The sequence below is a fragment of the Streptomyces sp. NPDC107471 genome (assembly GCF_055582845.1).
On sequence record NZ_JBVJPC010000001.1, the window covers coordinates 533,073 to 558,430 of the forward strand.

The 25,358-nt window shown below is 71.5% G+C and carries 22 protein-coding genes and 2 tRNA genes; 6 read left to right on the plus strand and 18 right to left on the minus strand.

From position 1 onward, the window contains the following. Window positions 1-420: 420 nt before the first annotated feature. Both ACZ66S_RS02390 and ACZ66S_RS02395 read left to right on the plus strand, forming a co-directional pair. On the plus strand, window positions 421-1,749 hold the full coding sequence (locus tag ACZ66S_RS02390; RefSeq protein WP_469899059.1) for a cytochrome b/b6 domain-containing protein: 1,329 nt from the start codon (window positions 421-423) through the stop codon (window positions 1,747-1,749). After that, window positions 1,746-3,359: an NADH-ubiquinone oxidoreductase-F iron-sulfur binding region domain-containing protein gene (locus ACZ66S_RS02395; RefSeq protein WP_469899060.1), complete on the plus strand. Its 1,614-nt coding sequence runs from the start codon at window positions 1,746-1,748 to the stop codon at window positions 3,357-3,359. The genes ACZ66S_RS02390 and ACZ66S_RS02395 overlap by 4 nt, the downstream gene beginning before the upstream one ends. 106 nt (window positions 3,360-3,465) lie before the next feature. Here ACZ66S_RS02395 and ACZ66S_RS02400 read toward each other — a convergent pair. The 4 genes from ACZ66S_RS02400 to ACZ66S_RS02415 form a co-directional block, all read right to left on the minus strand. After that, a tRNA-Ala gene (locus ACZ66S_RS02400) sits at window positions 3,466-3,538 on the minus strand. 99 nt (window positions 3,539-3,637) lie between these two features. Then, window positions 3,638-3,871 (minus strand): hypothetical protein, encoded by a 234-nt coding sequence (locus tag ACZ66S_RS02405; RefSeq protein ID WP_003976229.1) that lies wholly within the window; start codon window positions 3,869-3,871, stop codon window positions 3,638-3,640. Between the two features lie 3 nt (window positions 3,872-3,874). Next, the gene (locus tag ACZ66S_RS02410; protein WP_469899062.1) at window positions 3,875-4,048 is read right to left on the minus strand and encodes a hypothetical protein; all 174 of its coding nucleotides are present in this window, start codon (window positions 4,046-4,048) and stop codon (window positions 3,875-3,877) included. A 69-nt stretch (window positions 4,049-4,117) separates the two neighbouring features. Next, window positions 4,118-5,485, minus strand: coding sequence for an MFS transporter (locus tag ACZ66S_RS02415; RefSeq protein WP_469899063.1), 1,368 nt, complete (start codon window positions 5,483-5,485; stop codon window positions 4,118-4,120). A 255-nt stretch (window positions 5,486-5,740) separates the two neighbouring features. Between ACZ66S_RS02415 and ACZ66S_RS02420 the strand changes: the two genes are divergently transcribed. Further along, window positions 5,741-6,637 (plus strand): helix-turn-helix transcriptional regulator, encoded by an 897-nt coding sequence (locus tag ACZ66S_RS02420; protein WP_469899663.1) that lies wholly within the window; start codon window positions 5,741-5,743, stop codon window positions 6,635-6,637. On the opposite strand, the gene ACZ66S_RS02425 is transcribed toward ACZ66S_RS02420, so the two are convergent. From ACZ66S_RS02425 to ACZ66S_RS02455, 7 genes are all read right to left on the minus strand, one after another. Next, a tRNA-Ala gene (locus ACZ66S_RS02425) sits at window positions 6,619-6,691 on the minus strand. The two genes, ACZ66S_RS02420 and ACZ66S_RS02425, sit on opposite strands and share 19 nt — an antisense overlap. 105 nt (window positions 6,692-6,796) lie before the next feature. Next, on the minus strand, window positions 6,797-7,456 hold the full coding sequence (locus ACZ66S_RS02430; RefSeq protein WP_469899065.1) for a histidine phosphatase family protein: 660 nt from the start codon (window positions 7,454-7,456) through the stop codon (window positions 6,797-6,799). Next, the gene (gene rsfS, locus ACZ66S_RS02435) at window positions 7,453-7,896 is read right to left on the minus strand and encodes a ribosome silencing factor (RefSeq protein WP_053849605.1); all 444 of its coding nucleotides are present in this window, start codon (window positions 7,894-7,896) and stop codon (window positions 7,453-7,455) included. Before rsfS ends, ACZ66S_RS02430 begins: the two co-directional genes overlap by 4 nt. Window positions 7,897-8,009: 113 nt before the next feature. Then, window positions 8,010-9,866, minus strand: a complete 1,857-nt coding sequence (locus tag ACZ66S_RS02440) for an LCP family protein (protein WP_469899067.1) — start codon at window positions 9,864-9,866, stop codon at window positions 8,010-8,012. Between the two features lie 16 nt (window positions 9,867-9,882). Further along, a complete protein-coding gene (gene nadD, locus ACZ66S_RS02445) occupies window positions 9,883-10,521 on the minus strand; it encodes a nicotinate-nucleotide adenylyltransferase (protein ID WP_469899069.1) in 639 nt (212 codons plus the stop codon). Window positions 10,522-10,600: 79 nt separating this feature from the next. Then, window positions 10,601-10,765, minus strand: coding sequence for a hypothetical protein (locus ACZ66S_RS02450; protein WP_020136208.1), 165 nt, complete (start codon window positions 10,763-10,765; stop codon window positions 10,601-10,603). A gap of 117 nt (window positions 10,766-10,882) precedes the next feature. Next, window positions 10,883-11,041: a hypothetical protein gene (locus tag ACZ66S_RS02455; protein ID WP_356587255.1), complete on the minus strand. Its 159-nt coding sequence runs from the start codon at window positions 11,039-11,041 to the stop codon at window positions 10,883-10,885. 161 nt (window positions 11,042-11,202) lie between these two features. Here ACZ66S_RS02455 and ACZ66S_RS02460 point away from each other — a divergent pair, with 161 nt between their 5' ends. Continuing rightward, the gene (locus ACZ66S_RS02460) at window positions 11,203-12,303 is read left to right on the plus strand and encodes a M48 family metallopeptidase (protein WP_469899070.1); all 1,101 of its coding nucleotides are present in this window, start codon (window positions 11,203-11,205) and stop codon (window positions 12,301-12,303) included. Window positions 12,304-12,355: 52 nt separating this feature from the next. On the opposite strand, the gene ACZ66S_RS02465 is transcribed toward ACZ66S_RS02460, so the two are convergent. The 5 genes from ACZ66S_RS02465 to proB all read right to left on the minus strand — a co-directional run bounded on the left by ACZ66S_RS02465 (window position 12,356) and on the right by proB (window position 17,457). Next, window positions 12,356-13,426, minus strand: a complete 1,071-nt coding sequence (locus tag ACZ66S_RS02465; RefSeq protein ID WP_469899072.1) for an SCO2583 family membrane protein — start codon at window positions 13,424-13,426, stop codon at window positions 12,356-12,358. A 78-nt stretch (window positions 13,427-13,504) separates the two neighbouring features. Further along, on the minus strand, window positions 13,505-14,071 hold the full coding sequence (locus tag ACZ66S_RS02470; protein ID WP_469899073.1) for an SCO2584 family spore wall biosynthesis protein: 567 nt from the start codon (window positions 14,069-14,071) through the stop codon (window positions 13,505-13,507). Window positions 14,072-14,166: 95 nt separating this feature from the next. After that, window positions 14,167-15,453, minus strand: coding sequence for a glutamate-5-semialdehyde dehydrogenase (locus tag ACZ66S_RS02475; protein WP_469899075.1), 1,287 nt, complete (start codon window positions 15,451-15,453; stop codon window positions 14,167-14,169). A gap of 103 nt (window positions 15,454-15,556) precedes the next feature. After that, window positions 15,557-16,144: a hypothetical protein gene (locus ACZ66S_RS02480; RefSeq protein ID WP_469899077.1), complete on the minus strand. Its 588-nt coding sequence runs from the start codon at window positions 16,142-16,144 to the stop codon at window positions 15,557-15,559. A 206-nt stretch (window positions 16,145-16,350) separates the two neighbouring features. Then, window positions 16,351-17,457 (minus strand): glutamate 5-kinase, encoded by a 1,107-nt coding sequence (proB, locus tag ACZ66S_RS02485; RefSeq protein ID WP_469899664.1) that lies wholly within the window; start codon window positions 17,455-17,457, stop codon window positions 16,351-16,353. A 293-nt stretch (window positions 17,458-17,750) separates the two neighbouring features. On the opposite strand from proB, the gene ACZ66S_RS02490 reads away from it, so the two are divergent. After that, window positions 17,751-19,739, plus strand: coding sequence for a hypothetical protein (locus tag ACZ66S_RS02490; RefSeq protein WP_469899078.1), 1,989 nt, complete (start codon window positions 17,751-17,753; stop codon window positions 19,737-19,739). A gap of 163 nt (window positions 19,740-19,902) precedes the next feature. Continuing rightward, on the plus strand, window positions 19,903-21,921 hold the full coding sequence (locus ACZ66S_RS02495) for a hypothetical protein (protein ID WP_469899665.1): 2,019 nt from the start codon (window positions 19,903-19,905) through the stop codon (window positions 21,919-21,921). Here the strand turns inward: ACZ66S_RS02495 and ACZ66S_RS02500 are convergent. Next, window positions 21,905-23,098, minus strand: a complete 1,194-nt coding sequence (locus tag ACZ66S_RS02500) for a glycosyltransferase family 2 protein (RefSeq protein ID WP_469899079.1) — start codon at window positions 23,096-23,098, stop codon at window positions 21,905-21,907. The two genes, ACZ66S_RS02495 and ACZ66S_RS02500, sit on opposite strands and share 17 nt — an antisense overlap. Before the next feature lie 109 nt (window positions 23,099-23,207). Next, window positions 23,208-25,253, minus strand: a complete 2,046-nt coding sequence (locus ACZ66S_RS02505) for a hypothetical protein (protein WP_469899080.1) — start codon at window positions 25,251-25,253, stop codon at window positions 23,208-23,210. Between the last annotated feature and the right edge of the window lie 105 nt (window positions 25,254-25,358).

Genomic DNA, 25,358 nt, shown 5'->3' on the forward strand with positions numbered 1-25,358 from the left:
TCTGCCAGCGGCTGTGTCGTCCGGAAACGAAAAATCCCCTCGCACAGGAGGGGACGCCGCGCCGATTCCGACCACGTCTTCACCGGTGGTCGGGACTGATCAGCGCGGCTCGCTAAGCAGAAGGCGTACGGCACGCATGGCGTCAGAGTACCGCAGCCGTTGAGCAAGCCGCGACGAGCTTACGTATGCCTCTTCGGCACCGGGTGCCGCACTCGCCGCCGCAGTCGAGCGCACCGTCCGATCCGACAGGAACTGAACCAAGGTCAATGATTACTTCGCGTAACAGCTACTAAGGGGCATCACAGCAGCCCCACGGCCGTTTGATAACAACGCAATAACTCAAACGTCGTACCCATCGGTATGGCGCCACTTAGAGTGCGGCAGCGGGACCGCCTTCCCGAACCGCTCGGAGTTGCCCCCATGAACCCTCGTAGTAGCAACAGCACGCTCCCCCGGACGGGCCGGTCGGCCTATGGGGTGGCGACGGCCGTCTTCCTGCTGGCCATCCCTCTGGTCGTGGTGTACGGAGGCGTCTGGCTCCAGGACTTCCTCAACTTCGGGGCGGGCGTGGTGACGCTTGTCCTGCTCACCTGCTCCGTGATCTGGGGGCTGGTCGCGCAGGACCGGCTGATCCTCAACACCCGCCAGCGGATCGTCGCCCAGGGCGTGCACCGGATCACCGCGGTGGGCTCGATCGCGTTCCTTCTGCTGCACATCGGAATCAAACTCACCCTTGAGCACACGACGTGGATCGCCGCGTTCATCCCGTTCGGGCTCGGCTTCAGCAGCAGCGGGGGCCTCATCGGCCTGGGCACCCTGGCCGGCCAGCTCATGATCTTCGTCGGCATCACCGGCGCCCTGCGCAACCGCTTCGCGTCCCCCGCCCCGGTCGCGGCCCGCTGGCGGGCCATGCACATGCTGGCCTACCCGGCCTGGTGCGCCGGGCTGATCCACGGCCTGTACGCGGGGCGCGCGGTCAAGGCCCCGATCTTCACCTACATGTACGCGCTCTGCGTGCTCGCCGTCATCGCGGCCCTGGCCCTGCGCTCGGCCCCGCGCCCGTTCAAGCGCAAGGTCACCGACCGGGTCGCCATGCTCCTGGGCGCCGAGGAGCGGCCGGGCCGCGAGGAGCTGGAGGCCAGCCGGGCCAGGAGGGCCGCGGAGAGCGCCGCACCGGGCCGCGAGGGCCGCAGGGGAGCCGAGTCCGCGGGCCGGCGCTCCGAGTCGTCCCTGCCGGGCTACGAGGGCCTGAGCCAGACCGGCTCCGTACCCGCCTACCAGGCCCCTCCCGCGGCCGAGCCCGCGGGCAGCGGGTTCGCCGCCGCCTACCGCGCCATGTCCCCGGGCGCCCAGCAGCCCTTCGACACCGGCCAGACCGCACGCATGGACATGCCGATGGACATGCAGGCCGCCACCGACCCCATCGCCCGCATGGACAGCGGCAGCACCTCCGGGAGCTGGCCCGTCCCGTCCCCGCCGCCGGTCGGCGAGGCACCCCCCTCCGCCTACGACCCGCTCCAGGACACGGGCTACAACATCCCGACCTATGGCGGCAATTCGGGCACCGCCGGCTACCTCACAGGTGATGTACGCGACACCGGTGAGACGAACACCCTTTACGGCACGTACAACCCGAACGACACGTACAACAGCGGTCCCGCCACTGATCCAACGCCCGGTCAGTCGTACGACTTCGACTCACCGGGTCCGGGCGAACCTTGGAACACGCCTTCCGGAGGCTATAGGTGAACGAGGCCCTGCCCGACGTACCCGAAGTCCGCGTGGTCGGTCTTCCCCAGCTCACGTCGGGCTTCGACCTTGTCGAACGACTTGACCTGCCCATGCACCTGAAGGTGCACGGGCCGCTCGAACCCATGGGCGGCGAGCAACTCGCGAAGCTCTCCGAAGCCATCAACCTGAAGGGGCGCGGCGGTGCCGGCTTCCCCTTCCACAAGAAGCTGCGCTCGGTCGCCGAGGCGGCGATCAAGCGCGGCGTCCGGCCGGTCGTCGTCGTCAACGGCAGCGAGGACGAACCCGCCTGCCGCAAGGACACGGTGCTCATCAACCGTGCCCCGCACCTCATCCTGGACGGCGCCCTCCTGGCCGCCGAGGCCCTGGGTGCCCGCACGCTCGTGGTGGGGGTCACCCGGGAGTCCACCCAGCGCTCCATGGAGGCGGCCCTCGCCGAGCGCGGGCTCAGCAACGGCCGCAGATCGGCGCTACGCGCACGCGTGCAGCGCAATCCCGTCCGTATGGTCACCGGAGCGGCCGCGTCACTGATCCGTTCCATCGACGGCGGCCCGGCGATCCCGCCCGGCCGCAAGATCAGCGCGTCCCAGAGCGGCGTGGGCGGCGCGCCGACCCTGCTGTCCAACGCCGAGACCTTCGCGCAGTTGGCGATCGCCGCCCGCATCGGCCCGGAGCGCTACGGCAACACCGGGCTCTACGACGAGCCGGGCACCGTCATGCTCACGGTCTCCGGGGCCGTCGCGCGCCCCATGGTGATCGAGGTCCCCACGGGCGTACCGCTGCGCTACGTCCTGCAGTTGGCCGGCGCCCCGCCGGTGCCGCAGGGTGTGCTGACCGGCGGCTACCACGGCAAGTGGATCGACGCGGCGACGGTCAACGAGGCGATCGTCTCCCGCAACTCCCTGGACGCCGTGGGAGGCGCGCTCGGTGCCGGCGCGATCCTGCCGATCACTCAGGACACCTGCCCGCTGGGCGAGTCGCTGCGGGTGGCGCAGTGGCTGGCCGAGGAGAGCGCGGGCCAGTGCGGCCCCTGCTACCTCGGTCTGCCGGCCGCCGCGCGCGGCATGGAGGACATCCTCAACGGCGGCGGTCCGGCCGCCCTGGAGGCGCTCAAGCAGGTCGCCAAGAACGTGAAGCGGCGCGGCGCGTGCTCGCACCCGGACGGCTCCGCGATGTTCCTGGAGTCGACCATCAAGGCGTTCACGGACGACCTGGCCGCCCATGTCCTCGGCAACGGCTGCGGACGGCCCGTGGAGGGCGTTCTGCCGCTCTTCGAGGGCGGGAGGATGCCCACCGGCATCCCGGGCGGCGGCGAGGCCGAGGAGACCGGTCCCAGCCGTCAGAAGATCTACGTCGACTGGACGCTGTGCCGGGGGCACGGCCTGTGCGCCGACATCCTCCCCGAGGTGTTCGAGCTCGGCGCCGACGGTTTCCCGACCGTCGCCCAGGCCCAGGTGCCGCGCTACGCCGAGGCGAAGGCTCTGCGCGCGGTGCGCCGCTGCCCCGCGCTGGCCCTGCGCCTGGAGGAGGAGAGCCCCCGCGACAAGGGGCCCACCCGCAACCTGCCGGTCCTGTCCCAGGGCCGCGGACGGCGTGCGCTGGGCCGCTGAGCGACAGCACCGAGGGGGCCGCCCGGATCGGGCGGCCCCCTCGGTCGTAACTGCCCCTGAAAACAAGGAATCCCGCCGGATCACATGATCCGACGGGATCTTTCTGTGGAGCTAAGGAGATTTGAACTCCTGACCCCCTGCATGCCATGCAGGTGCTCTACCAACTGAGCTATAGCCCCGTGTCGCGTGCCACCCGGTTTCCCTGGCGGCGACGCCAACATTACACGGTCCACCGGGTGGAACACCAAATCGTTTCCCTGGGGGCAGGAGGAACGACGTCAAGCGGTCACGAACGAGTAGAACCGCTTCAGCGTGCAGTGTTCCTCCAGAAGGCGACCGTAGATCGGCTCGCCCTCGAGTTCGCGGTACGTCTCGATGGGGTCGCCTTTTATGATCAGCGCCCGCGCGCACTCCTCGCACCAGTACTGGTAGTCGGGATTGACCGGCTCCATGTCGCGCACGATCGGAGTCCCGCTGCCGCACCAGTCGCACTTTCGCCTGTGTGCACCCATCAATCAGCTCCAGCAGTGGCCGCAGGCCGTGCACACGTAGGAGATTCCGCCGTTGTCGCCGAGTACTTGCGCCACGTGGACAGAACCGCAGGAAGGGCAGATGAGTCGGACCGTCGTGTCCCGTGTCGACGCCGCGTCGCGGAGGTGGCCGACCTCCACGATGATGCTCGCAGGCATCACTGCTCCCTCCCGTCGGGCCGCGCCCCCTTCCGGCCGTTTGATTCTGCCACGGCCGGACCAATACGGTCAGCGACGCCTGCGTACCAGTCCGGACACGGCGCCCACCGCGGCGGTCCCGGCCAGCGCGAACATGCACGTCCACAGCGCCTCCGCAGAGGTATACGCCTCAGAGGGGCCGAGTGACTCAAGTCGGTTCAAGAACAGTGTGCCGAAGCCCGCCACTCCTACCAGTTGGCCGAGCTGGGTGACCGTGGCCAGCAGTCCGCTGGCGTCCGCCGCGTGCCGGGGCGGCACCGTGGCCAGCGCCCCGGTGAGCGTCGGACTGAAGGCGAGCGCGAGCCCCACGCCCACGCCGGCGTACGCGGCGTACAGCGCGACGCCGCCCTCGCCTCCGCCCTTCAGCGCCAGGCCGACGCCCAGCGCGGCCAGCGCGGTGATCATGAACCCGGCGGGCGTCAGGAGCCGCTGCCAGGGCGCGGGCCAGTGGCGCCAGGTCAATCCGACGATGCCGAAGATCACCGCGGTCGGCGCGAAGGAGAGCCCGGCCCGCAGCGGGCTGTAGCCGAGGCCGCCCTGCACATGGAGGGTGAGCGCGAAGAGGAAGCCGCCGTTGACGGCCATGACCGCCATGATCCGGAAGGCGGCGCGCCCCATGCCGGGGTGGCGCAGCACGCTCGGCGTGATCAGCGGGGCACCGCCGCGCCGGGCCAGCCGGGACTCGTAGCCGCAGAAGACGGCGAACAGGACCGCGGCGGAGGCCATCGACAGCCAGGACCACAGCGGCCAGTCCGCCTCCTGTCCGAGCACGAGCGGCACCGTGCACAGCGACACGGCCGCGCCGAGCAGCACCAGGCCGGGCAGGTCGAGGCCGCGCGCCCGGTCCCGGGGCGTCGGACGGTCCCCGGGCAGCAGGACCCTCGCGCCCAGGGCCAGCAGGACGAGCCCCACCGGTACGTTCACCAGGAACACCGGCCGCCAGCCCGTGCCGAACAGGTCGGCGCCGACCAGGATCCCGCCGACGACCTGCCCGGCGGCGGCGCCGACCGCGAGGACCGCGGAGTAGGAGCCGAGCGCCTTCATCCGGGCCTCGCCGGTGAAGTGGCGCTGGATCAGGCTGAGCACCTGCGGGATCATCACCGCCGAACCGGTGCCCTGCACCAGCCGGAAGACGATCAGCTCGGTGGCGCCCTGGGCGAGACCGCAGGCGAGCGAGGCCGCGGTGAACAGGGCGAGCCCGGCGAGGTGGACCCGGCCGTGCCCGAACCGTTCGCCGAGCCGGGCGCCGGTGATCAGCAGCACCGAGTACGTGATGGCGTACCCGGCGACGACGAGCTGGAGTTGGGCGCCCGAAGCGTGCAGTTCCGTGCCGATCGTGGGCGCCGCGACGTTCACGATGAACACGTCGAGCAGTGCCATGAACTGGGCGGCGAGCACGAGTGCGAGCAGCGGCCGGGGCCGGTTGTCAGTGGCGGGTGCTTCACTTTCGGCAGGTGGGGATACGGACGCGGGACTCGGTCCCGTCCGGGGCGTTGTGGTCATGCCGTCGAGCATGAGGACGGCCGGGTACGGGTGCCGAGAGCCCGTCGATGCTGGTACTGCCAGCACCTGGCAAGCGCCGGGCGCAGCACCGAGGATGGTCGTGACGAGGGGGACGTGGCGATGGGGGACGCGACGATGACGAACGCGACGATGACGAACGCGACGGCGGGACACATGACGACAGGGCCGCGGACGGCACAGCGCCGGCGGCCCGAGCTGGCCTCCTTCCTGCGCAGCAGGCGGGCCCGGGTGACCCCGGCCGACGTGGGGATGCCCCCCGGCCTCAGGCGCCGCACCCCGGGTCTGCGCCGCGAGGAGGTCGCCCAGCTCTCCGGCGTCGGGGTGACCTGGTACACGTGGCTGGAGCAGGGCCGGCCGATCAACGCCTCCGCGCAGGTCCTGGACGCCGTGGCCCGCACCCTGCGGCTGGACCCGCCGGAGCGGGAGCATCTGTACCGCCTGGCGCAGGTGCCGTTCGTCCCGGACCCGGAGCGGCTGACGCGGTCGACGGGCCCGGAGGTGCAGGGCATCATCGACGCCCTCGACCCGCTCCCGGCGGTCGTCTACAACTCGCGCTACGACATCCTGGCCACGAACGCCGGCTACCGCGACCTGTTCCTGATACCGGAGATCGTCGACATCGGGGTGGCCAACGCGCTGTGGACGCTGTTCACGGTGTCCGACGAGGCCTGCCCGCTGATGCACCGGGAGCGCGAGCTGCCGGTGATGGTGGCGACGCTGCGGTCCTCGTACGGCAGGCATGTGGGCGAGCCGGCCTGGGAGGAGTTCGTCCGGGGGCTGTCCGCGGCCAGCCCGGACTTCGCCGAGATCTGGGCGAGCGGAGCGGTGGTGCCGCCGGGGCCCCGGGTGAAGACGTTCCGCCACCGGGCCGTGGGCGAACTGCGCATGACCTCCCAGTCGCTGTCGATCGACGGGATGCCCGAGTGCCGGATCGTGGTCTACACACCGGAGGACGAGGAGACACGCGAAAAATCCCGCCTCCTGAGGGAGACGGGATCTTCGTCGAGTGGAGCTAAGGAGAATTGAACTCCTGACCTCCTGCATGCCATGCAGGCGCTCTACCAACTGAGCTATAGCCCCTGGTCCACGCGACGCAGTCACATGGTGTCCGGCCCCGCTCGGCGGGGCGAACAAGAAGAACTTTAGCCTGCGACCTGCCGGAAAGTGAAATCCGGTCCAGGGCCCTCAGTCGTCGTCGCCGAGCACCGGCTCCGGGAGGGTGCCGGCGTTGTGCTCCAGGAGGCGCCAGCCGCGCGCGCCCTGGCCGAGGACGGACCAGCAGCAGTTGGACAGGCCGCCGAGGCTCTCCCAGTGCCGGGCCTCCAGACCGAGCAGCCGGCCGATGGTGGTGCGGATGGTGCCGCCGTGGCTGACCACGACGAGCGTGCCGTCCTCGGGCAGCTTCTCGGCGTGCCGGAGCACCACGGGGGCGGCGCGGTCGGCCACCTCGGTCTCCAGCTCGCCGCCGCCGCGGCGGATCGGCTCGCCGCGCTTCCACGCGGCGTACTCCTCGCCGTGCCGGGCGATGATCTCCTCGTGCGTCAGCCCCTGCCAGACGCCGGCGTAGGTCTCGCGCAGGCCCTCGTCGAGGGCTACGTCCAGGTCGGTGAGCGCGGCGAGCTCGGCGGCGGTGTGCGCGGCCCGCCGCAGGTCGGAGGCGACGATCGCGTCGGGCTGGAGGGAGGCCAGCAGCCGGGCGGCGCGACGGGCCTGGCCGACGCCGGTCTCGGTGAGCTCGACGTCGGTGGTGCCCTGGAAGCGGCGCTCCACGTTCCAGGAGGTCTGGCCGTGCCGCCACAGGATGACGCGGCGGCCCCGGCCCTTGCGGTCGGCGGGAGTGGTCACCGCTGTTCCCCGTACTCGGCGTCGTCCTCCTCGGCCCGGAGCTTCGCGTGCTCCTCGCCCTTGCCGCGGGTCGCCTTGGCGTCGGCCGGCAGCTCCAGCTCGGGGCAGTCCTTCCACAGCCGCTCCAGGGCGTAGAAGACCCGCTCCTCGCTGTGCTGGACGTGGACGACGATGTCGACGTAGTCGAGCAGGACCCAGCGGGCCTCGCGGTCGCCCTCGCGGCGCACCGGCTTGGCGCCGAGCTCCTTGGAGAGCCTCTCCTCGATCTCGTCGACGATGGACTTGACCTGGCGGTCGTTGGGTGCGGACGCCAGCAGGAAGGCGTCGGTGATCGAGAGGACGTCGCTGACGTCGTAGGCGATCACGTCGTGGGCGAGCTTGTCGGCGGCCGCCTGCGCGGCGGTGTTGACGAGCTCGAGGGAACGGTCAGTCGCGGTCACTACAAGGCTTTCGGTCGGTGGTCACTTGACCTCAAGGGTCTCACGGACCGCCGACGGCACCCCACGTGATGACGGAGATCACGCGGGGTGCCGCTCCGGGCGCGGTGCCGGGCCTAGGACGCGGAGTCCGGCTCGTAGTCCTGTCCGAGGATCACGGAGACGTTCGCGCTCGAGGAGGTCGTGCCCTTGTCGACCGCGCTGCCGGGCAGGCCCAGGGTCTTGGCGACCTCGGTGGCGTTCGCCTTGTCGGCGGCGTCGGCGTAGACGACCTTGGACGTGGACCGGGCCGCGGCGGGCGTGCCGCCGTCGACGAAGGTGAAGCCGCCGTTGAGGAGGACGACGCGGGCCTTCTCGGTGTTGTCCTTGGTGCCGGTGGCGTTCTGGACCGAGACGCTCACGGCCGCGTCCTTGTCGGGGCTCTTCGCCTTGCCGCCCAGGACCTCCTTGACCACGCTCGCACTGGCCTCGGCGCTGAGGGTGCCGTCCTGCTGGACGGGCAGCAGCGCGGTCCTGTAGTCGCCGCTCTTGGCGAGGTCCGCGAGCTTGGCGAGGAAGGTGCCGAGGTCCTTGTCCGTCAGGGACGGGTCGAGGATCTGGGCCAGCGTCTGCACGGTGGTGGTCGCGGCCGTCGGGTCGGAGGACAGCTTGCGCAGGACGCCCTGAAGGACCTGGCCGAACCGTTCGAGTTGGGCGTTCTGGGCCTCGCCCGCGCCGCGGTAGGTGGCGTAGGCGACGGCCATCTTGCCGCTGAGGGTCTGGTCCTTCCCCTTGCCCACGAGGGGAGCCTGGCCCTTCTTCTTGGCGGCCGGGTCGGGCACGGCGACATCGGTGTCGATGTCGATGTTGCCGACGAGGTCGACCAGGTTCTGCAGGTAGGGGGTGTCCAGGCGCCAGGTGCCCTCGATGTCGGTGCCGAGCACGGTGTCGAGGGAGTCGACGGTCCCGGAGGAGCCGTCGTCGTCGACGGACTTGGCGAGGGTCGTCGTGGCGCCGTCGTCGGCCGTCAGGTTGAGGGAGTTGGGGATCAGGACGGTGGTGCCCTGCTTGGTGGTGGTGTTGTCGACGAGCAGTGCCGTGGAGGTGCCGCCCTCGGTGGTGTTGTGCAGATGGACGACGATCACGTCGCGGTTCTGGGCGCTCGCCGCGATCGTGGTGCCCTTCTTGCTCTCCGGGTCGGACAGGCCGGGCAGCTTCCCGGCGTACCAGAGGTAGCCGACGCCGCCCACCGCGACCAGGGCGAGGACGACGACCAGGGCGACGAGCCGGCTGCGGGCGCGGCGCTTGGCCTCCTCCCGGCGCTCGGTGCGGTTCTCGGTGAAGTTGAGCCAGTCGATGACGTCCTCGGAGTCACCGTCGGGCTCCTCGACGAACGCGAACTGCGCGGTGTGGTACTGCCGTTCGTCCCCCTCGTCGTCCCGCGCACCGGCCTGAGGACCGCCGGCGTGCCCCTGCCCGGCCCGAGGACCGTCGGCGTACCCCTGCCCGGCCTGCGAACCGCCCTGACCGCCCTGAGAGCCCGCGGCGTAGCCCTGACCGGCCTGGGTGCCCCCGACCGGTCCGCCCTGCTGCGGGATGTACGCGGTCTGCTCGGCGACCCGGGGCTGCCGGCCGCTCGCGGCGGCCTGGCCGTAGGGGTCGTACGCCGGCGCGGGGGCGCCGCCCTGCCGGCCGCCGTCGGCGTAGGGGTCGTAGGGCGGCACGGGCGCCTGCTGACCGGTGTCGCCGGTGCCGTAGGGGTCGTAGGGCGGTACGGGCTGCTGGGCGCCCGTGTCGTAGGGCGCGGCCTGCCCGCTGCCCGTGGCGTACGGGTCGTAGCCGTAGCCCTGCTGGGCGTACGGGTCGTACTGCTGCTGCGGGGGCTGTTGCGGCGGGACCTGCCGGTACACCGGTCGGCCGTAGTCGTCGTAGCCGACCAGCGCGTACTGGTTGTCCTGGTCGTCGCCGTAGCCCGCGTCGTATCGGTCGTTCACCGGTGCCCCTCTCGGCTCACTCGCCGCGGTACAGCTCGCGCTTGTCGATATAACGCACGACGCCGTCCGGCACCAGGTACCAGACGGGGTCGCCCTTGGCGACTCTCGTCCGACAGTCGGTGGAGGAGATGGCGAGGGCCGGGACCTCGACGAGCGAGACACCGCCCTCGGGGAGCCCGGGGTCGGCCAGGGTGTGGCCGGGCCGGGTGACCCCGATGAAGTGCGCGAGGGCGAACAGCTCCTCCGCGTCCCGCCAGGTGAGGATCTGGCCGAGGGCATCGGCGCCCGTGATGAAGAAGAGGTCGGTGTCGGGGTTGAGGGCCTTGAGGTCGCGCAGGGTGTCCGTGGTGTAGGTCGCGCCGCCGCGGTCGATGTCGATGCGGCTGACGGAGAACTGCGGGTTCTCGGCGGTCGCGATGACCGTCATCAGATAGCGGTCCTCGGCCGGGGACACCTTGCGGTGGGTCTTCTGCCACGGCTGGCCCGTGGGCACGAACACCACCTCGTCCAGATGGAACTGCGCGGCGACCTCGCTGGCCGCCACGAGGTGCCCGTGGTGGATCGGGTCGAACGTCCCGCCCATGACGCCCAGTCGGCGTTTGCCGGGGCTCGAAGGGGCGTTGCCCGGGCCGGTAGGCATGTCCTGCTCTCCCATGCGTGCAGACCCTACCGGCCCGTCCTGAGGACCCCGGCCGGCGGAGGCCCGGAGTGCCCCGCTTTGGACACTCCGTGCCTCAGCGGTCGCGGTTGAAACGAGTGGTGATCCACAGCAGGAGCAGCAGGATGATGAAGGCGGCGCCGCCGGTCACCAGGGGGTCGAGGCTCTCGTGGTTGCCGCCGTGCTCCTCGCCCTCGGCGGCAAGGGTGACCAACTGGGCAGCGGTGCTGTGGAAGCTCATCTTCGTCAGGACCTATCCGGTGGGCGGGATAAAGATGTCGGCCCATCGTAAGCGGGCGCGGTGAGGGCCATCACGCCGACTCCACCGTTGGGGGCGGCGGGGAACCTTCGCCCTGCGTCAGTCGTCCTTCCGCTTGTACCCCCGCAGCAGGAACCACGCGGTGAACGCACAGCCCAGGAACATCACGACCAGCACCACCCGGAGCAGGTTTCCGGCCCCTTGCTGCTCGGCTGCGCTCGCGGCCTCGGTGAGCCAGGCGGCCCGGGTGTGCTCCATGACGTGGACTCCTTCGCTGTACTGCCCGTCCACGCTATCTCCGCCTAGGCTGGGCTCTGCTTCGGGGGCGCAAAGGGCCGCACAAGGGTCCGCAAAGGATCAGAGCGGCCGAAGGGGCACAGCCGGAGACGGCACCGCCAAAGACGCACTTGGGGGAAGACATGTCCGACGACGGCCACCACAACAACGGACACGAGCACGTGCCGAGCAGGCAGCGCAGGCGTTTCCCGGGTATCTCCTCGCGTGCGTACGAGCACCCCGCGGACCGCTCCGCCCTGGTGGCGCTGCGCAAGCTGAGCGGCTTCGACACGGTGTTCAAGGCGCTCAGCGGTCTGCTCCCCGAGCGGAGCCTGCGGCTGCTGTTCCTGTCCGACTCGGTGCGCGTATCCGACCAGCAGTTCGCGTACCTCAACGACATGCTGCGGGACGCGTGCTACATCCTGGACCTGGAGAAGGTCCCGCCGATGTACGTCAACCAGGACCCGCAGCCCAACGCGATGTGCATCGGCCTGGACGAGCCGATCATCGTCGTCACCACGGGTCTGGTCGACCTGCTCGACGAGGAGGAGATGCGGGCGGTCGTCGGCCACGAGGTGGGCCACGCCCTGTCCGGCCACTCGGTCTACCGCACCATCCTGCTGTTCCTGACCAGCCTCGCCCTCAGGGTGGCGTGGATCCCGCTGGGCAACATCGCGATCATGGCGATCGTGACGGCGCTGCGCGAGTGGTTCCGCAAGTCGGAGCTGTCGGCGGACCGGGCGGGCCTGCTGGTCGGCCAGGACCTGAAGGCCTCGATGCGGGGCCTGATGAAGCTGGCCGGCGGTCACCACCTGCACGAGATGAACGTGGACGCGTTCCTGAAGCAGGCCGAGGAGTACGAGGCGGGCGGTGACCTGCGCGACTCCGTGCTGAAGATCCTGAACGTCCTGCCGCGTTCCCACCCCTTCACCACCGTGCGGGCGGCGGAGCTGAAGAAGTGGGCCGAGTCCCGCGACCACCAGCGGATCATGGACGGCCACTACCCGCGCCGCAGCGAGGACAAGGACACCTCGGTCACGGACTCCTTCCGTGAGTCGGCGGCGAGCTACGCGACCAACGTCAAGAGCTCCAAGGACCCCCTGATGAAGCTGGTCAGCGACATCGCGGGGGGCGCGGGCGACCTGGGCGGCCGGGTGCGCAGGGGCTTCGGCGGCTTCTCGGGCTCCGCCCCGCGGGAGGACGAGCCCCCGACGGACACCCCGCGGGACAGCGCGGGAGGCTGAGGCCCTCCGGGCACGCGACGGGCGGCCGGCCGGGAATCCTGGCCGGCCGCCGTCACACCCGCGGCTGCGCGCTGGTGGCCAGCGACCCGCACAGGGCGGTGGCACTGCCGGTGGCGTAGGGGTCCGTCCCCGCCGGCCCGCCGGCTTTCGCGGTCTGCCCGGCCAGCAGGGGGTGCAGCCGGTTCGTGGAGTCCTCCGCGCAGGACAGCGGTCCGGCCTGGACGTACGAGACGACGAGCTGGGCCGTGTGCATCCGCAGGTCGTCGCGGTCGAAGCGGAAGTGCAGCTCCCGCCGGACGGTGAACAGCGAGGCCTCCTTCGGGGCACCGGCCCGCGCCGCCCGCAGGGCGTACACGAAGGTGTGGTCCGCCGTGACCTCCAGCGTCGACGCGTCGGTCTCGGCGGCCTGCAGACTGCCCTGCACCCGGATCCTGCCGTCGGCCAGCCGCGCCTGGGCGGGGTCGAAGCGGACCAGCCATCCGGTCGGCGCGTGCCGGCCGTCGGCGGCGGGGTGGGCGAAGCTCTGGTCGAACTGGTCGAGTTGGTCCGTGTCGAGGAGCACCCGCACGGTACGGACCTGGTCGCCGGCGAGCACGTCCGGGTCGAGCGAGGACCGCACGATGTAGTCCTTGGCGGTGCTCAGCGCGGACACCACCTGGCTGTCGGAGAAGTGCGCGGTGCGGCGGGAGGCCGGCAGCGGGATGCCCTCGGCGCCGACGCGGTACTGGGCGGCGGGGCTGTGCGCGTACAGGTACTCGGCGTCGGCGTGCCCCGGGACCTCGCCCGCGGGGGCCAGCGGGATGACGGTCATCCGCAGGGGTTCGGCGGGCTGCCGGATCGCGGAGGGCTGGTAGGGGTGCCGTACGCCCATGTAGATCGCGGTGCCGAAGGCGACGGCGATCAGCAGGACCAGGACCAGCACCTGCCGGGACAGCCCCCGGCGCAGCGGCGGCCGGCGGCGGACGGCGGGCGCGTGGTCGGACATGCGCTCCCGCGCGGAGTACTCCTGGAGGCGGGCAGCGCGGACGAACGACTCGTCGAAGACGACGGATCGGTACTCGTCCTCACCACCCACGGGGCCGCCCTCGGGTGTCCCCTCAGGTGGGTCTCCTGGCCCTCCCATATCTTCAGGGTAGGTCTCGGGAAGCTCGGGTAAACGCCCTGCCGTGCGACAAGTTCTGACAGGTTCTCACCAGGATTGTCAGGGCGTTCGCGGGACCGCGGAGACCGCTGGCTGGGAGTAGTCGGCGGACGCGGAGGGCGTCACCGTGCTCCCCTGCTCCAGACCGGTCGAGGCGGGCGGCGGAACCCGGTCGCGGCTGCCGGAGGAGGCGCCCCGGTAGACCGCGGTGAAGGCCAGCGCGACCATGCCGATGCCCATGACGAGGGCGAGCATCCAGGCGACGGGGCGGTGCCAGCGGACCTGTTTGCCGTACGTCCCGGGGGCGCCGTAGCGGCCCTGGAGGATCTCGGTGTCGTCCAGGTCGTCCAGGTCGGGATCATGGCCGAAACCGCCGGGGCCGAAGCCGTCGTCGTACCGCTCGGTTCTGGGGCCGGCGCGGCGGGCCTCGGCCTCGGAGGCCTCCGCTCTCGCCTGGGCGGCGGCCAGGAGGCGCTCCACGGCGGTCGGCTCGTGCACCACGGCCGCCTGGACGAAGGCCTCGTCGAAGACCACGGAGGCGAACTCTTCGTCCGACACCCCGCGGTCGTGGTCGTCGTCGGGCTCCCAGCCGTCAGGGAACGGCGTGCCCCCCACGTCCTCCGGCACGGATCCAGAGTAGACCTGGGGGGTCAATTTGGGCAGACGGTATGGAAATTCATCCGCCGTGTGAGACGCCTCCCGCGCGCCCCGGGGCGCGCGGTTCAGCGGCGGATGTGGCCGTCGCCGGTGACGATGTACTTCGTGCTGGTGAGCTCCGGCAGGCCCATGGGGCCGCGGGCGTGCAGCTTCTGGGTGGAGATGCCGATCTCCGCGCCGAAGCCGAACTGGCCGCCGTCGGTGAAGCGGGTGGAGGCGTTCACCGCGACGGTCGTGGAGTCGACCAGTTGGGTGAAGCGGCGGGCGGCCTGCTGGGAGGTGGTGACGATGGCCTCGGTGTGGCCGGAGGTCCACAGCCGGATGTGCTCGACGGCCTTGTCGAGCGAGTCGACGACGGCGGCGGCGATGTCGTAGGAGAGGTACTCGGTGTCCCAGTCCTCCAGGGTCGCCTCGACGACGGTCGCCTTGGTGTCCTTGGCGTACGCCAGGACCCGCTGGTCGGCGTGGACGGTCACGCCGGCCTCGGCGAGGGCGTCCAGGGCACGCGGCAGGAACTCGGGGGCGATGTCCTGGTGGACCAGGAGGGTCTCGGCGGCGTTGCAGACGCTGGGCCGCTGGGCCTTGGAGTTGATCAGGATGTCGACGGCCATGTCGAGGTCGGCCTGGGCGTCGACGTAGACGTGGCAGTTGCCGGTGCCGGTCTCGATGACGGGGACGATCGACTCCGTGACCACGGTCTGGATCAGGGAGGCGCCGCCGCGCGGGATGAGCACGTCGACCAGGCCGCGGGCGCGCATCAGCTCGCGCACGCTCTCGCGGGACTCGCCCGGCACGAGCTGGATCGCGTCGGCGGGCAGTCCCGCCCCGCCCACGGCGTCGCGCAGGACCCGGACGAGTGCGGTGTTCGACTCGTAGGCGGAGGCCGAGCCGCGCAGCAGGACGGCGTTGCCGGACTTCAGGCAGAGGGCGGCGGCGTCGACCGTGACGTTCGGGCGGGCCTCGTAGATGATGCCGACCACGCCGAGCGGGACGCGGACCTGGCGCAGGTCGATGCCGTTCGGCAGGGTCGAGCCGCGCACGACCTCGCCGACCGGGTCGGGCAGCGCCACGACGTCCCGGACGTCGGAGGCGATGGCCCGCACCCGCTCCGGGGTGAGGGTGAGCCGGTCGACGATCGACTCGCCGGTGCCGGCCTCGCGGGCCTTGGCGACGTCCTTGGCGTTGGCCTCGACGATCTCGCTCGTACGGACCTCCAGGGCGTCCGCGATGGCGAGCAGCGCGTCGTCCTTCTCGGCCCGGGGCAGCGGGGCGAGGTCGGCGGCAGCGGCCTTGGCCCGGTAGGCGGCCTGGATGACCGGGGTCATGGAGTCGTACGGCGAGAGCGAGGTCATACGGGAAGGGTAGTGCGCGGCGCGGAGCCGTTCACCGCGTGTTCCACACCCCGAGACAAGCCGCGCAGAACCCCCGGACCGCGCAAAGCCGACGGTGACGTCCTCAGAAGGGGTGCGCGCCGACCGGGGTGGCCGGGGGCGGTCCGTATCCCTCGGCGATGCGCTGGTGGTAGGTCTGGCGGTCGATGACCTCCAGGCCGACGATCTCCCAGGGCGGCAGACCCGCGGTCTGGCGGTGCTCGCCCCACAGGCGCAGGGCGACGGCGGCCGCGTCGTGCAGGTCGCGGGCCTCCTCCCAGTACCGGATCTCCGCGTGGTCGTTGGCGTAGCGGCTGGTCAGCAGGAAGGGATGGTCGTGGGCGAGCTGTTCGAGGGCGCGCCTGACCTCCTTCAGCGGGGCCTCCTCGCCGGAGACGCTGAGGGTGACGTGCCACAGGCGCGGCAGGTCCCGGGGCTCCTCGCCCTGGTACCGGTCACCGGCCGCGACGCTCGTCAGGGCCCGCTCCTCGCCTGTCCCGACGCTGGTCAGGGTGCGCTCCTCACCGGCCGCCCGCGCGGCCGCCCCACCGGCCTCGCCCGCGGCCCGTGCCACGGTCCCCGCGGGGGGACCGGAGCCGCCGCGGGAAGCCGCCGCACCAGCGCGGGACGCCGCCGCCCCAGGGCGCACTCGTCTCACGACGGCCTCCTTCATGCACAGGTCGACCCCACGGGTCGGGCGGAATGTGTCCCTGGGACAAAGTTGAGCAGGCCGCAAGGGCTCGTGGGGCGGTTTTGCGGAACGTCCACCTGAGGGCGACGGTCTTGGCACGGCGTTCACCCCGTTTTCGGGCAGCCGGACCCGCGCAGGACGCCGGTTCGGCCCTCGGGGGTGTCCCCAGGGGTGCTTCAGGGGTGCCTTCAGGGATGCAGGATCGCCAGATCGTCCCGGTGGACGACCTCGCGCTCGTAGGCCGGTCCCAGCTCGCGCGCGAGTTCCCGGGTGGAGCGGCCGATCAGCCGCGGGATCTCCTTGGCGTCGAAGTTGACGAGCCCGCGGGCCACGGCCCGGCCGGTGCCGTCCCGCAGTTCGACGGGGTCGCCCGCGACGAACTCCCCCTCGACGGAGGCGATCCCGGCCGGCAGCAGCGACTTGCGGCGGTCCACGACCGCCTTCACCGCGCCGTCGTCCAGGGTCAGCGAGCCCTGCGGGGTGGACGCGTGCTGGAGCCACAGCAGCCGGTCCGCGGAGCGCTTGTCGGCGGGGTGGAAGTAGGTGCCGGTGTCACCGCCGGACAGCGCCTCGGCCGCGTGCACCGCGCTGGTCAGCACCACGGGGATGCCGGCGGCGGCCGCGATCCGGGCGGCCTCGACCTTGGTGACCATGCCGCCGGTGCCGACGCCCGCCTTGCCGGCGCTGCCGATCTCGACGTGCGCCAGGTCCTCGGGGCCCCGCACCTCCGCTATCCGCGCGGTGCCCGGCCTGCTGGGGTCGCCGTCGTAGACGCCGTCGACGTCGGAGAGGAGGACCAGCAGGTCGGCGTGGACCAGGTGGGCCACCAGGGCGGCGAGCCGGTCGTTGTCGCCGAAGCGGATCTCGTCGGTGGCGACGGTGTCGTTCTCGTTGACGATCGGCAGGGCGCCCATCGCGAGGAGCTTGTCGAGGGTGCGGGAGGCGTTGCGGTGGTGGGCGCGACGGCTCATGTCGTCGCTGGTCAGCAGCACCTGGCCGACGCGGACGCCGTAGCGGGCGAAGGAGGCGGTGTAGCGGGCGACGAGCAGGCCCTGGCCGACGCTGGCGGCGGCCTGCTGGCGGGCGAGGTCCCGGGGGCGGCGGCGCAGGCCGAGCGGGGCGAGTCCGGCGGCGATGGCCCCGGAGGACACGAGCACAACCTCGCGCTCCCCCCCGCTGCGGCTTTTGGCGAGGACGTCGACGAGCGCGTCGACCCGGTCGGCGTCGAGGCCGCCGGCGGCGGTGGTCAGCGACGAGGAACCGACCTTGACGACGATCCTGCGGGCCTCGCCCACGGCCTGCCTTGCCCCTGCCACCTTGTGTCCTGTCCCCTCGCGCCACGTGTGGGTACCTCGTCCGCAATGTACGCGAAGGGGACGCGGCGCCGCGCATCCGTCCAGGGGCCGGACCCGGTACCGGACGCCTCCGGAGGGCGTTCCGGTTCCCGTTCGCAGGAAAACGGAGTTACACCCTCCCGTTAATCGGAAGTGAATTCTTTCCGACCGTCGGATGTACAACCATTCACCGCCTCCTCGTGTCGAACTGGCCGACATCAAGGTCATTGCCGTAGCTCGAGAAAGCCCTGCCCATGACGATCCGTCGGTTGTGCGCCGTCCTGCGCGTCAGCGGGAAAACCGAACTTCTCCTGGTGTTCCTTTTCGCCGCCGGTTTCGCGGCGCTGCCCGTCCTGGCGCTGCTGCCGTCGCTGTGGGGGTTCACAGCGGCGTGGGCCGTGACGTACCTGGCCGACGAGGCCCTGCACAGCAGGGCCCCGGGATTCGTCCGCCGCCTCGCGACCCTGCAGCTCAGCCGCACGATGCGGTTCGCCGTGCGCACGGTGATGCTGCTCGCCCTGGCGGACCGCATGGACGCGCCGGACGCGGTGCTGATCATCGGACTCGCCGTCCTCAGCGCCCATTTCCTGCTCGTGATGATGTATTCGGCGCTGCACCACGCGATCCGCCGGCGCCGCGTGCTCCCGGTGATCGTGCGCAATCTCGACATGAGCGGGATCGAGATACCCGAACGACCCCCCGCCTATCTCTACCGGCGTTTCCTGCGCAAGCTGCTCCACCTCGACCTGCCCGCGCACGCGGGCCTGATCGTCGCGCTGGCGACCGGAACCTGGTACGCGGCCTACGCCGGCTACGCGCTGACGATCGGCACCGCCGTGGTCGCCCTGGCGGCCCTGCTGGGCCGGTTCCGCGCGGTCCGCCGGATGCCCGGCCGGGACGCGGTGATCGGCGAGGTCAACCGCCAACTGGCCGGCTACCGGCCCGAGGTGGCCCTGTACTTCAGCTTCGCCGCGGTCTCCCGGGACTTCATGTACCAGGTCAACATGTGGATCGAGACGCTGGAGCAGCTCGACCGGCGCCCGGTGATCGTGCTGCGTGAGCGGGCCTCGTTCCGCTTCCTCGCCCGCACCCGCATCCCCGTGATCTGCGTGCCCAAGGCGGACGACCTGGCCGAGCTGGAGCTGTCCGGCGTCCGCGTCGTGCTCTACCCCGGCAACGCCGGCAAGAACGTCCACATGCTGCGGATCGCCGAGGCCAAGCACGTCTTCATCGGCCACGGCGACAGCGACAAGCTCGCCAGCAGCAACCGCGTCAGCAAGGTGTACGACGAGATCTGGGTGGCCGGACGGGCGGGCCGGGACCGCTACCGGCGGGTGCGGCACGCCATCAGCGACGGGGCCATCGTCGAGGTGGGCCGCCCGCAGCTCGCCCCGGTCCGCTCGCACGCCGAGCACGTCCCCGGGCCGGTGCCCGTCGTCCTCTACGCGCCCACCTGGGAGGGCTGGAGCGACGACGACTGCCACACCTCCCTGATCCCGATGGGCGTACCGCTGGTCCAGGGGCTCGTGGCGGAGAACGTACGGGTCATCTACAAGCCGCACCCGCTCACCGGTAAGCGCTCGGCCGAGGCGGCCGCCGCGGACCGGGCCATCAGGGAGATGCTGCGGGGCGACGAGGAGAAGGTCGCGGACGCCACGCGCACCCGGCTCCAGGAGATCCGGGCCCGGCTCGACGAGCTGTCCGGACGCCACGAGGGCGACGACGCCCAGCAGTTGAGGGACGCGCGGGTCCCGGAGGGGGACGGCGCGGGCGAGTGGCAGGAGCTGCGGGACGAGTGGCACCGGGTCTTCTGGGCCAGCCGGAGCGGCGCCCGCCACCACGTGATCCTCGAACAGCTCCCCACCCTGTACGAGTGCTTCAACCAGGCGGACCTCCTCGTCAGTGACGTCTCCTCGGTGGTCGCCGACTTCGTGGCCAGCCTCAAGCCGTACGTCCTGACCAACGCCCAGGACCTGCCCGACGAGGAGTTCCGGGCCGCCTACACCACCGCGGGCGGGGCGTATCTGCTCGACCGGGCCTGCACCCGGCTGCCGGAGATCCTGCGCGCGGTCCGCGAACCCCGCCACGACCCGATGGCCGCGCAGCGCCGCACCCTCAAGGAGTACGTGCTCGGCCCGGACCGCCCGACCTCGATGGAGCGCTTCAACGCGGCCGTCAACGACCTGGCCGACCGGGCGGAGGCGGAGCGGGCGGAGGACCTGCTGGCCGAGGTCGTCGCCTAGGGGCCGCCGCCGGACCGGACGGGCGCATAGCACCTGTCCGGTCCGCAGGACAGCGACACGCGCGTGTCGTCCGGAGGTCGCCACGCGTTAACCAGGACGTCCGTCTCGCGACGACCCTGGAGTGTCCCCCGTGCGAAAACGCCTCCCCCGCCTCCGGTCCGCGCTGCGGCTGCCGGGCCGGCAGACCGCGACGAGAGCGCTCGTCGCAGCCGTCCTGGCAGCCGCCGTCGTCGCCCAGGCCGCCGCCGCGCTGCGTCCGCACGTCCCCCTGCTGCTCGCCGCGACGGCCGCCTCCCTGGCCGTCGAGGCCGTCCTGCACCGCTGGCAGCGCGGCATGGTCTCCCTGTTCGCCAAGTCCCACGCGGACATCACCGTGCGGCACGTCCTGCGCGACCTGCTGCTGGTCTTCGGCCTGCTGCGGCTGACCCCGGAGCACGAGGAGACGGCGTACACCGTGCTGGTGGCCGGTCTGCTCGCCTTCTACGCCCTGCACTGCGCGATCCAGGCGGCCTCGGTGCTGGTCCGGCGCACCCGCACCCTCCCGGTGGTCACCCGCAACATCGACGCCGCCGCGCTCCGCCTGACCCCGGCCCCGCCCGCCCTGCTGCGCCGCCCGGGCCCCCGGCTGCTGGTCCACGGCCTGCCCGCCACGACGGGCCTGCTGGTCACGGCGGCCACCGGCGAGCCCCGCTGGGCGGCCGTCGGCATCGCGGTGTCCCTCGGCCTCGCCCTCGTGGGCCTGGCGGACCTTCTCGTACGACTGCTGCCGAGCCGGCGTCCGGCGGGCGAGCAGGAGGTGCTGGACTGGTTCGACGCGTGGCTCGCCGCCTACCGGCCGACCGTCGGCCTGTACTTCTCCGGCGGGGTCTCCTCCGCCTACCAGGCCAACATGTGGCTGGAGCCGCTCGCCAAGCTCGGCGGGAAGCCGGTCATCGTCCTGCGCGAACGGTTCATGATGCAGAGGATCGCCGCGACCGACGTGCCGATCGTCTGCCTGCCGAAGGTGTCCACGCTGCTGCGCCTGGAGCAGTCCACGCTCCAGGTCCTCGTCCACCCGTCGAACTCCGGCAAGACCTCCCAGGTCCTGCGCATCCCGACGATCAAGCACACCTTCGTCAACCACGGCGAGAGCGACAAGCTGTCCTCCTGCAACCCGTACGCGAAGGCCTACGACGAGGTGTGGGTGGCCGGTCCCGCGGCCCGCGAGCGGTACGCGGCGGCCCAGGTCGGCGTCGAGGACAAGGACGTGGTGGAGATCGGCCGCCCGCAGCTCGACGCCGTACGGCCGTACCAGGGGCCGCCGACCGGGCCGTACACCACGGTGCTGTACGCCCCGACCTGGGAGGGCTGGGACGGCAACCCCGGCAACACCTCGGTGATCGAGGCCGGCGAGAACATCGTGCGGGCACTGCTGGCGGACCCGGGGGTGCGGCTGCTGTACAAGCCGCATCCGCTGACCGGTTCGGTGGATCCGCGGGCGGGCAGGGCGGACCTCAGGATCCGTGAGCTGGTCCGGGCGGCGAACCGGGAGCGGACCGGCGAGCGGCCCGAGGACGACGGTGAACTGACCCGCAGGACCCAGGAGTTGGACCGGCTCACCATCGCGTCCTTCCGGGCCGCCGCGGACTCGGCCGAGCGGATGCTGCTGCAGTCCACGCCGGAACCGGGCCGCGCGGAGGCGGTGGCGCGGGCGACGGCGGCCTGGGAGCGGGCGTACTGGGCCTCGTTGCCGGAGTGGGAGCACCAGGTCGTCACCGACGCCCGGCCCGCGCTGTACGCCTGCTTCAACCGGGCCGACGTGCTGATCAGCGATGTGTCCAGCGTGGTCAGCGACTTCCTGGCCAGCGGGAAGCCCTACGCGGTGGCGAACACCAGCGGTTTGGACGAGGACGCGTTCCGTGCGGCCTTCCCCACGGCGGGGGCGGCGACAGTGCTGACCCCGGACGCGGCGGGCGTGGCCGCGCTGCTGGACGCGGTACGGCACCCGGAGCGGGACGAACTCGTCGGTGCGCGGGCCGAGTTGAAGCGGCGGCTGCTGGGGCCGGACGAACCGACCGCGCAGGAACGGTTCGACACGGCCGTTCAGGCGTTGTGCGCGGCGGCCCGGGAGCGCCGGCTTCCGGGGCAGCGGCGGGACGCGGGGACCGTGCGCGCCTCGGGGACGCTCACGCTGCCGGGGTGAGCACCCTGCGCGCCTTGCGAACCGCCCGACGCAACAACTGATCGACCCCGACCTCCCGGTAGCCGGGGACGTCCCGGGCCTCGCGCGGCTCGGCCAGGTAGACGGAGTCGGGCAGGCCCGCCGACCGGTCGCGGAAGAACGGGTACGCGAGGTACACCCGGCGGCCGCCCTTCTCCAGCACGGCCCGCGGGGTCCTGCCCGCCCTCATGAACTCCAGGACCTCCACCAGGAGATCCGGGCGGCCCAGCGCCACCAGGTGCAGCCGCAGCCGCTCGTGGACGCGGAGCCGGTGGGCCACCTCGCCGGTCCAGTACGCGTCCACCAGGGGCCTCGCCAGCTCCAGCTTCTCCCGGCGGACCGCCTCGCCGTCCTTCAGGAACCCCGGGCCGAACTGCGGGAGCAGGGTGACGAGGAAGGGACGGACCATCAGCGCGTCGCGTCTCGCGCCCGCCGGGACCATGTCGGCGATCAGGTTCATCAGGGCGCGCGCGGAGTCGAAGCGCAGGGTGTGGCTGCCCGTCCTGGTGACGTGCTTGCCGTCCTCACGGCCCACCAGGTAGTAGCAGGTGTGGTCGGCGATCACGGAGACACCGTCGGCCCGCAGATAGGCCTCCATCGTGAACAGCGCGTCCTCGCCGGTCCACAGGGACTCGTCGAAGCGCATGCTGTGCCGTTCGAGGAAGGCGCGGCGGAACAGCTTCTGCGCGCTGAGCGTGAACTTGATGTTGGACGAGAAGACGTCGGTGCGCTCCAGGGTCCGCCCCCACATCGACGTCGGCGGCTTGCGGTTGACGCCCTCGACCCGGCCGAGCACGACGTCCGTGCCGTTGCGGTCGGCCATCGCGACCATCCGCTCCAGGGCCTCGGGGCCGAGCCGGTCGTCGGCGTCCAGGAAGAAGACGTACCGCCCGCTCGCCTTGCCCAGACCGACGTTGCGCGGGCCGCCGGGGCCGCCGGAGTTGTCCTGCCGGATCACCGTGACGTCGAGGGACGTGCGGGCGGCGAACTCCTCCAGGTACCCGCCGGTGCCGTCGGTCGAGCCGTCGTCGACCGCGATGACCTCGATGCGCGCGTGGCCGATCGTCTGGGCCTCGACGGAGGCCAGGCAGTCGACCAGGTACGGCATCGCCTCGTACGCCCCGACGACGACGGTCACATCAGGCTGCGCGAAGGACACTGTTCCCCCTGGACACGGTGGGTGGTTCCGGTGCCCTGACATACGCAGCAACGGCCCGGTTTTCGGGAATCACCACCGAAAACCGGGCCGTTTCTTTACCAACCCGAGGTCAGACCACGGTCTCCGCCGCGGAGGCCGCCGCCCGGGACTCCTGGCCGACGTTGCGTGCCTCGGCCTTGATCGCGAGGTTCGCCACCGCGGTGTTGAACTGCTCGATGGAGGTGGGCTCGTCCGGTCCGAGCAGGTACTGCTTGAGCTCCACCCGGTCCTCCGCCAGCGAGTCGGCCGCCGGGTCCCGCACGGCGTCCAGCAACTCGCCCAGCTCGGCGGCCTTGTTGGACAGGATCGTGGCGGCCCGCACCGCGGTGTTCTGCCGCTTGAACTCCTCCACGCCCAGCTCGGCGGAGTCCGTGACCGCGTACGGCTTGCCGCTCGCGATGAAGTCGGACACCACGCTGGAGATGTCGGAGACCATCGCGTCGGAGACGTTGAAGCAGTCGTACAGCCGCGGTTCGGCGCCCGTGATGACCCGGTGCTCCCACACCGGGAAGGAGCGCCAGTACGCGTCGTTCCACTCGCCGCGCAGCCGGGCGATCTCCTCGTACTTGGCCACGTCGACCACGCCGTCACGGGTGGCCTCGGCCTCGTCGCCCTTCTCGCCGCCGCTGCCGGCGAGGACCGCGAGCCGCGCCTCGATCCGGGCGAGCTCGGCCTTGGCCGCGGCCAGCGCGGTCGCGTCGGCCGGGAAACGGGGGTCCGCGGCGCGCTCGGCGGTGGCCTTCTCGATCAGCGCGCTGACCTTCTGGTGCGCGGCGCCCGCCTTGGGCAGGACCGTGCCGGTGAAGGGGTGCGGCTTGTAGAGGACACGGACCGGCGGGTCGGCCTTCAGCAGTTGCCTGACGATGTTCTCGCCGGCCAGCATCAGCGAGGTGTTGCCCGGGTTGCCGTCCCAGCCCTCCCAGGTGGGCGCGTAGAGCACGGTCGGCATCCGCCCCGCGGGCACGCCCTGCCCGTTCCGGATCGGCGCGAGCTGCGGACGGCCCACCTCGACGATGTCCTCGTCGCGGACCCCGACGTCGGCGATGGCGTAGCGGTCGCGGCCGGCCCGGCCCGCGGTCCACACCTCGTCGTACGCCTTGCTGAACGGGTTGACGCTCGCCAGCTTGTCGCTGTCGCCGTGGCCGATGAAGACGTGCTTCATGGTGGGCACGCGCAGCAGGTGGATGTTCTTGCCGACGTTCGCCGCGTACAGCGCGACCCGCACCGTGGACAGGTCCATGTTCATCAGGTGCACCCCTCCAGGCACGCAGATGACGGGGACCGTGGTGGGCGCGAGGTTCTGCAGGATGACGCGCTCACGCAGGATGATCAGCGGCCGGGAGTCCAGTTGCTCCATGGTCTCCAGCCACATGTTGACCTGGTAGGCGGAGTCCTTGGAACCGGAGAAGTACAGCACCGTCTCCGGCTTGTACTCGCGCAGCCACTCGTCGACCTTGGCGAGGACCTTGTCGGCGTTCGGCGGGATCTTCTTGCCGCGCACGTACGGCATCAGCGCCAGGACGTACAGGGTGCCGAGCACTATCGTCACGCCGATGCCGACGAAGCCCGGCAGTGCCGTGTCGGTGGCGGCGGCCACGAGTATGCCGACCACGGCCGCGAGGTCGAGGTGCAGCATCTTCTCGGCCGACCGGTTCAGCAGTCCCAGCGGCGGGGCGTCCGGGATGCGGATGCGGGAGGCCAGGTCGACGTTGCGGGTGGCGACCGGGAGCCGGCGGCGGTTGCGGATCAGGGTGACCAGCGCACCGTGCGGGGCCTGCAGGCCGTAGAAGGCGATGAAGCAGGCGGTGGCCCCGTAGAAGATCAGGTTGTTGGACAGGTCGAGCCGGGCCAGCAGCAGGATCAGCAGGAGCTGCCTGATCAGGAAGCGGATCGACAGACCGGCGCGGACCTTGCTGAGGCGGTTGATCAGATAACTGCCCTGGCGGTGCAGATAGTGGTCCGCAAGGTACGTGACGGCGGTCGCGGCCGCGAAGGCGGGGACGCTCGGAATGAGCGCGGCCACCATTATGGCGGGGAACCCCGCCAGCATGAGGACCGCCGCGGCCAGCTCGGCCGCGCTGCCCACCCGGGCGACGCGAATAGCGGTGCTTATCACTGAAAACCTGCTCTGGGAGGGATGCCGGTTGTTTACGAATTAGCGGTGCTTGGGGCTTCAGGACCTTGCTTAAGCCTTCAGGCCCCTGTGAATGCGCCAGGAACG